The organism is Acidobacteriota bacterium (assembly GCA_035471785.1).
GTDB lineage: Bacteria > Acidobacteriota > UBA6911 > RPQK01 > DATIPO01 > JANQFM01.
The window spans coordinates 1-6,695 of the sequence record DATIPQ010000009.1; the positions used below are offsets into that span (position 1 = coordinate 1).

A 6,695-nucleotide genomic window follows, 5' to 3' on the forward strand; every position below is an offset into this window, starting at 1 on the left:
ACTGCGGACCGCGCTTCACCATCATCAAGGGGCTGCCTTACGACCGTCCGCTGACCTCGATGCGGCGCTTCCAGATGTGTGAGCGGTGCCTGGCCGAATACCAGGACCCTCAAGACCGCCGCTTCCACGCCCAGCCCAACGGACACCTCGCCCTCAGCCGCGGACGCGAGATCATCGTCTCCCAGTACCTGGGCGACCTCGACGCCTACGAGTCGCGCCTGCTCTTCCAGCGCACCGTCGAGGACTTCCTCTCCCTCTACGACATCCGGCCCCAGGTCGTGGTCCACGACCTGCATCCCGACTACTTCACGACTCACCTAGCCCGCCAACTGGCTGAAAAGTGGAACATCCCGTCTGCCGCCGAGTCTTCTGCAACCGCTACCTCACCGAGGGCTTCCTCACCTCCCTGGAATCCCACTCCCGCACCCCCCTCATCCACACCCAATTCCCCCCCCACCGACGGCAACCTCTCCATCGGCCAGCTCTGGTCGGCTGCCCGCAATCGAGCAAGTCAATCCTAGGAGGATGTGCCTGCTCCGCAACCACCAACTTCCACAGACCAACTCCCAAGTAGGTCCTGCTTGTGAATTGGGAATTTGGGCGTTTGAAGTTCGACCGCAGGTCGATATGAGGCGCATCCTTGCGGCGATCCTGACGGTGTGTCCAGAAATCGCCTCCCGAACCGTTCTTCTCAAAGCTGACTTAAAGCCGACCGGCGGGTGAGCCACCGGGCCATTTGCGCAGGTCAGGAGACAGCAGCAGGCCCATGACGATGAGGGAGAGGAGGGTGCCGAAGGGGAGGTACCAGAGGGAGGCGATGGCGCAGGCGAGCAGGGCGGGGCGGGCCAGGCGGAATTTGAGCAGGAAGAGGGCGGCGGCGTCCAGCCAAGCGACTCCCAATGCCAGGTGGATGATCCTCATGAGGGTGGACCGGGGGTCGATTCCGACTGCGGAGACGAGGTGCGTCCAGGGGCCGAGTTGCCCGGCGTAGCGGCCTGACGAGGGAGTTACGTAGTCGCCTGTGGCCAAGGCGTGGGCTCCGTCGAAGGCCAGCCAGCCGCCTAGCAGCAGGGCTATGGCTGTCACTATCCATCCCAGCCGGGGCATTTTTTGGGTTTGGTTCTCCATAGCCTTTAATTTAGGGCATTGGGGCGCCGACGGCTTTCGGGAGCCGGCCTCAGCGGCCAGCCCTTCCCACCACTCTCAGGATCGCCGCAAGGATGCGCCTCCCACCCGCCCTGCTTCCGGGAGGTAGAATGGAAGGATGCAGCAGGTGGTTGCGACTCGCTATTGGCATGGGCTGGAAGATGGCAGGGTGCAGTGCGATTTGTGTCCGCGGGAGTGCCGGCTCAAGGAAGGGCAGAGGGGGCTGTGCTTTGTGAGGGCCAATCAGGGGGGCCAAGTGGTCCTGACCACCTATGGGCGCTCCAGCGGGTTCTGCATCGATCCCATCGAGAAGAAGCCGCTCAACCACTTCTTCCCCGGCACGCCGGTGCTCTCCTTCGGCACGGCCGGATGCAACCTGACCTGCCGCTTCTGCCAGAACTGGGACATCAGCAAAGCCCGCCAGATGGACCGGCTGATGGACCAGGCCTCGCCTGAAGCCATCGCCCGAGCCGCCCGACGGCTGGGCTGCCGCAGCGTGGCCTTCACCTACAACGACCCCGTCATCTTTCACGAGTACGCCATCGACGTGGCCCAGGCCTGCCGCGAGTACGGTATACATTCTGTGGCGGTTACCGCCGGATACGTCTCTCCCGCTCCCAGGGCCGAGTTCTACCGCTGGATGGATGCCGCCAACGTCGACCTCAAGGGCTTCACCGACGGCTTCTACCGCCAGCTCTGCTCGGCTCGGCTGGAGCCGGTGCTGGATACGCTGCGCTACATCAAACACGAGACCGAGGTCTGGCTCGAGATCACCAACCTGCTGATTCCCGGCGAGAATGATTCACAGCAAGAACTCGAGGCCATGACCCGCTGGGTGGCTGAGGAGCTGGGACCCGACGTGCCCATGCACTTCACGGCCTTCCATCCCGACTACCGCATGATGGACAAGCCGGCGACGCCGCCCGCCACGCTCAGCCGCGCCCGCCGCATTGCCCTGGCCAACGGCATCCGCTATGCCTACACCGGGAACGTCCACGACAGTGAAGGTCAGAGCACCTATTGCCACCGCTGCGGCGCTCGCTTGATCGAGCGCGACTGGTACAGCCTGGGAGAGTGGAATCTCACCGCCCAGGGCTGTTGCGCTCAGTGCGGGGAGGCTTGTGCCGGGTGTTTTGAGACTGGTCCGGGCAATTGGGGGCCTCGCAGGCAGGCGGTTCGGTTGGGGCATGTTGCGGGCTGAGACGGCCCGGCCCGCCGGCTGCGCAACTACCGACTTCCACAGACCAAACTTCCAAGCAGGCCATGCTTGTGAATTGCGGATTTGGGCTTTGCAACTTCGACCGAAGGTCGATTGTGAGAGGCGCATCCTTGGTTCCTCTGATCCAGGTGGTCGAGGGTGTAACTGGATATCCCGGCTGGCGGCGCGGGGGTTGATGAAACCTTCCAGGCGGCCGGCTGTCTAGGTCAGCAATTATGCGGCTTGCCAATTAGACGCTCTTGTGTTTTAATTCATAAAAGATGATGTCTCAATGGCCCCTGTCCGAGGGCCTGCCGGGCGAGTAACTTGCCGCAGCCGATTCCTTCGGCAGCGGGCCCGCCGAGTTTGCAACCGCCTGCCCATCTAGCCAGCCCTTGAGGGATTCTGGGCATCATCGGTGCGAGCCTTTCGACGGATTCTTCCGTCATGGAAAGGAAAAAAGCCTACATGCGAAAGATCATCTCACTTCACACTCTCATCATGCTGGCCGGCTTCATGGCCTTGGCTCTTCCGCAAAGCGCTCTCGCCCAACCCGTCCAGTGGATCAATCATCTCGACTTTCTTCCTGGAGACTCCAGCGTGAATGTTGAATTCAATGCCGTCACCTGCCCTGGTGTCGGGGGGCTGTCCGGACTGGCCATCACTTCTACCGAGCTTGGCGACTCGGTTCCCGCGGGGGGAAACAAGGTGGTCGAGATGGGAGCGAACGTTCCCCACGATTTCCTGGTCAACGGGGTCCGGGTCTGCTACCAGAACAGCTCTGCTTCCACCTTTATAAACCAGATCAGGCTGTGCCGGCTCAACAGTCCTCCCGATTCTTGCACGGTGGTGTTGGATGACCCCGCCGAACTCAGCGATCCGGGACCTGTCTGCGTCAACAGCGCGGTGCCTTTCTCGGGGCCCGTCAGCACTAATCCCGACGATCCCGACTCGGAGGGCGCCTTAAGAGTGAGCCTGCGAATCAACACCGGCGACGTGGCCGACACCATCTGTTTGAGGGGCGTCGGACTCATCGGCGTGGCTGGAGGTCCGCCTGAGCAGGGTGCCCGTCTCTGTTCGGATGGAGTGGATAACGACGGCGACGGCGCTGTCGACTGCGACGATTCCGATTGTGCCGACAGGCCCTTTTGCCGATAGCTTCTAATAGCGGCGCCAGGATGCTCATCCTGGCGCCGCGTCTTTCCTAAACCTCGCGCAGCATTTTGGTGGGGTCGGTTTTTTCGGCGCGGCGGGCGCTCAGCCAGACGGCCAGCAGGGCGACGGCGGCCAGCAGCAGTCCGGCGCAGGCGAAGGTGGGCCAGTCGAGAGGCTGGACGCCGTAAAGCTGGCTGGACAGCACTCCGGTCAGTCCCGCTCCCAGGAGGACTCCACCGACCAGTCCCAGCGCGATAATGCGGCCTCCTTGTGCGACGAACAGTCTGCGCACCTGACCCGGGGCCGCGCCAAGAGCCATGCGGACGGCGATTTCATGGCGGCGCTGACCCACCGTGTAACTGATCAGCGATCCTAATCCCAGCAGCGCCAGACCCACTGCGAAAATGCTGAACCCGGCCAACGTCCCGGCCAGGAAGCGGGGCCGGCTGCGCACCCGGGTCACCAGCTCCCGCATGGTGTGGACGCGATGGAAAGCGGCGGTCGAGTCGACGCTGTGGAGGGCCTGGCGAAGGGCCGGCATGGCCGCTTCAGGCGTCCCCCGCAGGCGCACATTGAGGAACATGAAAAGCCGGGGCGACTGGGCGAAGGGCACGTAGCAATCGGGCCGTTCCCGGCCGGCCAGCGTCTCCCTCACATCCCCCACCACTCCCACCACCGTGCGCCAGGGGTTTTCTTCGTCCAGCGGAAAGCGGGTGCGCTGGCCCAAATCGTAGCGGACGCGCTTGCCCAGCGCATCTTGACCGGGCCACAGTTGCTCGGCCAGCGAGCGGCTGATCACCACCACGGGCTCCGAGGACGCACGGTCGCGGTCGCTGAGAAGCCGCCCCCGCAGCAGGGGGACGCGCAGCGCCTCGAGGTATCCGGAAGAGACGATGTACCAAGCCGCCGTCGGCCCCGAGTCCTCGTGGGGGCCGTCCTGTGCCACGGCGGCGGCTTCAGCTTGCGACTGAAAGGGCCAGGACGCCTGAATCCCGGCGGCCTCAACCTGGGGCAGGCCGCGCACCAGGGGAAGGAACTGCTCGACGAACGCCGTCTGCTGTTCGGCATCGGGGTAAGTCTCCTGACGCAGCGCCAGGTTAGCGGTGAGGACGTCTTGATCTTCGAAGCCCAAGTCCACCTGGCTGAGGTGAGTGGCGCTGCGGATCATCAGGGCGGCGCCGATCAGCAGAGTCAGCGAAAGGGCCACTTCGGTCACGATCAGCCCGCTGCGCAGGTACTGGTGGCCGCGGCTGCCGGCGGCGCTGCGTCCGCCGCTGTTGAGGGCCTGGGTGATGCGCAGTCCCGAGGAGGCCAGCACTGGCGCCAAGGTAAAGAGCAGTCCCGTCACCACGGCCACCCCCACTGAGAGGGCCAGGACGGCCGGGTGCAATTCCAGCATCCTCTCCACCCCTCCCGGTGCGGCCGTGCGCAACTGGGTCTGCAGCAGGGGCGAAAGCGTCCGCAGCGCCATCCACCCCAGGACACTGCCCAGGACGCCCGCGGCCAGCGAAAGGACCAGGCCTTCAACCAGCATGAGGCGTATCAGGCGGGTCCGGCTGGCGCCCAAAGCCAGGCGGACGACCAACTCGCGGTGGCGGCGCAAGGCCCTCACCAGCAGCAGGATGGCCACATTGGCGCAAGCCAGCAGCAGCACCAGCGCCACAGCGCCCGAGAGCGCCTGGAGCACCGGTCTGACCGAGAAGACGTAAGACTCTTGGGCGGGCTGGACGTGCACCTGCCAGTCATCGGGCATGGCGGCCTGGGAGCGCACGATGCCCGTGAAATGCCGGGTGGCCTGCTCCAGTCCTACCCCCGGCCGCAGTTTGACCAGGCTGGGAAAGCGGGGATCCTTGAGGATGGGCAAAATGCCGGTGAAGCGGTTCGTGAACCAGAAGTCGCGGGGAAGGACGCCCACGATGGTCAAACTCTCGGCGTCGTCGGGACGGTCGCCCGCGAAGACCGAAACCGAGCGTCCCACGATCTGCGGATCTGCGCCGAAGCGGCTCTGCCACAGGCCATAGCTGATGACGGCCACTACGGGCTGGTCAGGCGCCGCGTCCTCCTGGGTGAAGACGCGTCCCAGGTGGGCCTGCGTCCCCAGGGCTTCGAAGTAGCCCGGCGTCACCCAGGCCCCTTCCACCGCCAGCGAATCCTCTTCGCCCACCAGCGTGAGCAAGTCCAGATCCCAGGCCACCAGGTTCTCGATCACTTCGTCCTGAGTCGGAAACCGGCTTCCCCAGACCTCGCGGGGCAAAGACATCCATTCTTCGCGCTCAGCCGTGCGGGGAAGCGGCGTCACCTCCATCAAGCGCTCCGATTCGGGAAAGGGCAGAGGACGCAGCAGATAGGCGTTGACCAGGCTGAAGACGGCGGTGTTGAGTCCGATGCCCACCGCCAGCACGGCGATGGCGGCGGCCGCGAATCCGGGCTGCCTGATCAGCCCGCGCAGGGCGAAGCGGATGTCTTGGGAAAGCGATTCAAACATGAGGACTCCTTGAGGACGTCGGGAAGGATGTGAGGAAAAACGGGCGGACGAATCGAAGCGCATGCGAAGTCCGCTGACGGCGGCGTTGGTCAACTCGGCGGCCACGCTGCTCCAGCGCCGCACGACGCCCCTCTTCTCCAGTGCGGCCCCAACCTGGTCGAGGACGGTTTCACGTAAAGATTGCCCATGGCGCACGCGAAAGCTCAGCGGGTAGCAGTCCACGCTGCGACGAGCCGCCCACAATGCCGCCCTCCCCATCCAGCCGCCGGCCGAACTCACGACTCCCCCTGGCTGGGCTGGAAGAGCCTGCGGTTCCGGGCCGTGGAAAGCAGACCCGCCAGGCGGCGCGATTCGAGCTCAGCCACTTCCCGACCCAAGGCCGTGAGCCTGAAGTAATTGCGTCTCTGGTCGTCGCGGTCGGGCGCGGGACGGCGGTCGGTAGCCGTCAGCAGCCCATCAGCCTCCAGCCGCCGTATGGCCGTGTAGAGGGTTCCCGAGCGCAGCTTCATGGCGCCCTCGGTGCGCTCTTCGATGTCCTGGATGATGGCGTAGCCGTGCAGCGGCTCTTCCCCCAGGGCCAGCAGAATGTGGAAGGCCAGGGCCGTCAGGGGCAGGTGGGCCTGAGGATCATCCATCTGCTTGTCTCGCTTGGGTGCGGGCATGATCGTCCTCTTCTCCTTGGCTTTCCAACGACTATAGCTGTTACAAAGG

At 64.7% G+C, this 6,695-nt stretch carries 6 protein-coding genes and 1 pseudogene; 4 read left to right on the forward strand and 3 right to left on the reverse strand.

The features are described from left to right. Nucleotides 1-140: pseudogene (locus VLU25_01365) on the forward strand (hypothetical protein). Nucleotides 141-188: 48 nt separating this feature from the next. Further along, on the forward strand, nucleotides 189-521 hold the full coding sequence (locus tag VLU25_01370; GenBank protein HSR66564.1) for a hypothetical protein: 333 nt from the start codon (nucleotides 189-191) through the stop codon (nucleotides 519-521). Nucleotides 522-702: 181 nt separating this feature from the next. Here VLU25_01370 and VLU25_01375 read toward each other — a convergent pair whose 3' ends face one another. Beyond that, on the reverse strand, nucleotides 703-1,086 hold the full coding sequence (locus VLU25_01375) for a hypothetical protein (GenBank protein HSR66565.1): 384 nt from the start codon (nucleotides 1,084-1,086) through the stop codon (nucleotides 703-705). 178 nt (nucleotides 1,087-1,264) lie between these two features. Between VLU25_01375 and amrS the strand changes: the two genes are divergently transcribed. Continuing rightward, nucleotides 1,265-2,347, forward strand: a complete 1,083-nt coding sequence (amrS, locus tag VLU25_01380; protein HSR66566.1) for an AmmeMemoRadiSam system radical SAM enzyme — start codon at nucleotides 1,265-1,267, stop codon at nucleotides 2,345-2,347. Nucleotides 2,348-2,812: 465 nt separating this feature from the next. Beyond that, the gene (locus VLU25_01385; GenBank protein HSR66567.1) at nucleotides 2,813-3,502 is read left to right on the forward strand and encodes a hypothetical protein; all 690 of its coding nucleotides are present in this window, start codon (nucleotides 2,813-2,815) and stop codon (nucleotides 3,500-3,502) included. 46 nt (nucleotides 3,503-3,548) lie between these two features. Here the strand turns inward: VLU25_01385 and VLU25_01390 are convergent, their stop codons facing one another. Both VLU25_01390 and VLU25_01395 read right to left on the reverse strand, forming a co-directional pair. Then, on the reverse strand, nucleotides 3,549-6,263 hold the full coding sequence (locus tag VLU25_01390) for an ABC transporter permease (protein HSR66568.1): 2,715 nt from the start codon (nucleotides 6,261-6,263) through the stop codon (nucleotides 3,549-3,551). After that, nucleotides 6,260-6,695, reverse strand: a 436-nt coding sequence (locus VLU25_01395; protein HSR66569.1) for a PadR family transcriptional regulator, incomplete at its 5' end; no start/stop codon positions are given. The genes VLU25_01395 and VLU25_01390, both read right to left, overlap by 4 nt.